Genomic DNA, 3,191 nt, shown 5'->3' on the forward strand with positions numbered 1-3,191 from the left:
GTTCAACGTCTCCACCGCCTCGAGCTTCGTGGCCGCTGCTGGCGGTGCCCACGTGGCCAAGCACGGCAACCGCAGCGTGTCGTCGTCGTCGGGAAGCGCGGACCTGTTCGATATCGCCGGCATCTACCTGGACCTTTCGCCGGAGCAGGTGGCACGCTGCATCGAGCAGGTGGGCGTGGGCTTCATGTTCGCCCCCAACCACCACCCCGCGATGCGTCACGCCATCGGCCCGCGCCGCGAGATGGGCGTGCGCACGCTGTTCAACATCCTCGGGCCCTTGACCAACCCGGCCGGCGCCCCCAACCAGGTGATGGGGGTCTACGCGCCGCACCTGGTCGGGCTGATGGCCGAGGCACTGAAGAAACTCGGCAGCCGCCACGTGCTGGTGGTGCACTCCGAAGACGGGCTCGACGAGATATCGCTGGCAGCCCCCACCCGGGTGGCGGAGCTCAAGGAGGGCGAGATTCGCGAGTACACCGTGACGCCGGAGGAACTCGGCATCGAGCGCCAGAGCCTTGCGAGCCTGAAGGCCGCCAGCGCCGAGGAGAGCCTGCGCCTGGTCAAGGCGGCGCTGGTGGGCGAGGGGCCGGCGGCGGACATCGTCGCCCTCAACGCCGGGGCGGCGCTCTACTGCGCCGGCGTGGCCGATAGCCTCGCCGAGGGCGTGGCCGTGGCTCAGGACGCCCAGGCCTCCAAGCTTCCGCTCGAGAAGCTCAAGGAGCTTTCGCACTTCACCAGCGTGTTCAAAGGATAACCGCATGACGAACCCGGCTACGCCCACCATTCTTTCCCGCATTCTCGCCCGCAAGGACGAGGAGGTCGCCCTGCGTCGCCAGGCGGTGTCCGAGGAGGACCTGCTCGCGCTCGCCGAGAAGCAGAGCGCGCCGCGCGGCTTCGTTGCCGCCCTGAACCGGCGCATCGCGGCCGGCGACCCGGCGATCATCGCCGAGGTGAAGAAGGCCTCGCCCTCGAAAGGCGTGATTCGCGACGCCTATGATCCGGCGGCGATCGCGACGAGCTACGAGGCGGGCGGGGCGGCGTGTCTTTCCGTGCTCACCGATGCGGACTTCTTCCAGGGCCACGAGGACGATTTGATCGCCGCGCGCAGCGCGTGTGCGCTTCCGGTCATCCGCAAGGACTTCATCACCCACGCCTATCAGGTGGCCGAGGCCCGGGCGATCGGGGCCGACTGCATCCTGCTGATCGTGGCGGCGCTGGATGACCAGACGCTGACGTCGCTGCACGCCCGGGCAACGGAGCTCGGCATGGACGTGCTGGTGGAAGTGCACGACGCCGCCGAGCTCGAGCGCGCGCTGGCGCTCGATCTCACCCTCGTGGGCATCAACAACCGCAACCTGCACACCTTCGAGACGGACCTCGACACCACGCTTGCGCTGTTGCCGCGCATTCCCGAGGGCGTCACGGTGATCACCGAGTCCGGCATCCTGACCCGCGACGACGTGACCCGGATGCGCCAGCACCGGGTCGAGGGGTTTCTGGTGGGCGAGGCCTTCATGCGCCAGGACGACCCGGGCCTCGCCTTGAAGGAGCTGTTCTTCTAGGCGCCTTCCGTGCCCGAGCGGCGCTCGCGCAGGCACTTCAAAAGTGCCTGCAGCGGGTGGGCGAGGGCGGTGTCGGAGTAGCGCTTGACCTGGCTGCGACAGGAGTACCCGGTGGCCAGAAGCGTCGCCGGGTCTTTTTCGGCTTCCACCTCGGGCTGCCAGGACTGGGCATAGATCGCCTTCGAGGTCGCGACGTTACGGGTTTCGTGGCCGTAAGTGCCGGACATGCCACAGCAGCCGGTCTCGAGAAGATCGAGTTCTAGACCGAAGGCGGCGAACACCTGCTGCCAGGCGCGCGGGCTGCCCGGCGCGTTGGTCTTCTCGGTGCAGTGGGACAACAGCTTGAAACGCGGCCCCTCGAGGCCCTGGGCAAGGCTCGCCAGGCTCGGGGTGCGGGTCGCCAGCCACTCCTGCAGCAGCAGCACCTGCGGCACGGCCTTCACGCCCAGCGCCTTCACGTACTCCTGGCGATAGGTGAGCGTCATCGCCGGGTCGATCCCCACGAACGGAATCTCGAACTCCGCCAGCGCCCGCAAGCGTTTGGCCTGCTTCTCGGCGGTGCGCTCGAAGGCGCCCAGAAACCCTTGCACCTGAAGCGGCTTGCCGTTGGCCGCATAGGGCATCACGAACACCCGATACTCGAGGCGGGAAAGCAGCTCCACCACGTCGAGCACCATGTCCGCCTCCATGTGGGTGGTGAAGGCGTCCTGCACCAGGATCACGCTCCGGGCGCGCTGGCGCTCGGTGAGCAGCGCCAGCGCCGTCGGGGTGGCCTCGGCCACGCCCCAGGCGCGCAGCTGCTTCTTGACGCTGGCCCGCGACAGGGTGGGCGAGTCGCTCATGCCCACGGCGCGGCGCATCAGCCGCTCCATCCAGCGCTTTTCGATCACCGCGTTGTAGAGCGGCGCCGCCTTGGCGAGCCAGGGCAGGGTGAACTCGGTGGCGCCGATCACGTAGTCGCGCAGCGGGCGCAGGTAGCGACCGTGGTAGACCTCGAGAAACTGCGAACGAAACTGTGGCACGTTGACCTTCACCGGGCACTGGCCGGCGCAGGACTTGCACGAAAGGCACCCGGCCATGGCGTCATACACCTGGTGCGAGAAATCGTGGTGCTGCTCGCGGCTGAGCGAGTTCCTGATCCGCCCGGGCAGGTGCTTGAGAAAGCCGAGACCACGCTCGCTTTTCTTCTTGCGCGACTCCTCGACCACGTCGATGCCGGCATCCGACTGCAGGCGCAGCCACTCGCGCATCAGGCTCGCCCGGCCCTTGGGCGAGTGGATGCGGTCGCGCGTCGCCTTCCAGGAGGGGCACATGGGATCATCGACGTCGTAGTTGTAGCAGGCGCCGTTGCCGTTGCAGTAGACCGCCGCGTCATAGGCCTGCCAGGCGCGCTCGTCGATGGTGCGGTCGAGCTCGCCGCGCAGCGCCACGCCGTCGATGGCGAGAAGCTCCGGGTCGCGGTCGACGGCGATCGCCTCGCTGCTCTTGGCGGGCGTGGCGATCTTGCCCGGGTTGAGCTGGTTGTAGGGGTCGAAGGCCGCCTTGATCCGCTGGAGCGCCGGGTAGAGCTCGCCGAAAAAGCGCGGGGCGTACTCCGAGCGCACGCCCTTGCCGTGCTCGCCCCACAGC

At 68.3% G+C, this 3,191-nt stretch carries 3 protein-coding genes; 2 read left to right on the forward strand and 1 reads right to left on the reverse strand.

Annotated elements, in window-relative coordinates; genetic code table 11:
* Nucleotides 1-754: anthranilate phosphoribosyltransferase (gene trpD, locus BIS11_RS13695; RefSeq protein ID WP_253586294.1), on the forward strand; the 754-nt coding region annotated here is incomplete at its 5' end.
* A 4-nt stretch (nucleotides 755-758) separates the two neighbouring features.
* Nucleotides 759-1,562 (forward strand): indole-3-glycerol phosphate synthase TrpC, encoded by an 804-nt coding sequence (gene trpC, locus BIS11_RS13700; protein WP_253423779.1) that lies wholly within the window; start codon nucleotides 759-761, stop codon nucleotides 1,560-1,562.
* Here trpC and BIS11_RS13705 read toward each other — a convergent pair.
* Nucleotides 1,559-3,191, reverse strand: a 1,633-nt coding sequence (locus tag BIS11_RS13705; RefSeq protein ID WP_301286470.1) for a (Fe-S)-binding protein, incomplete at its 5' end; no start/stop codon positions are given. The two genes, trpC and BIS11_RS13705, sit on opposite strands and share 4 nt — an antisense overlap.

This window comes from Halomonas sp. 707D4, assembly GCF_024158685.1.
In the GTDB taxonomy this organism is placed as follows: domain Bacteria; phylum Pseudomonadota; class Gammaproteobacteria; order Pseudomonadales; family Halomonadaceae; genus Vreelandella.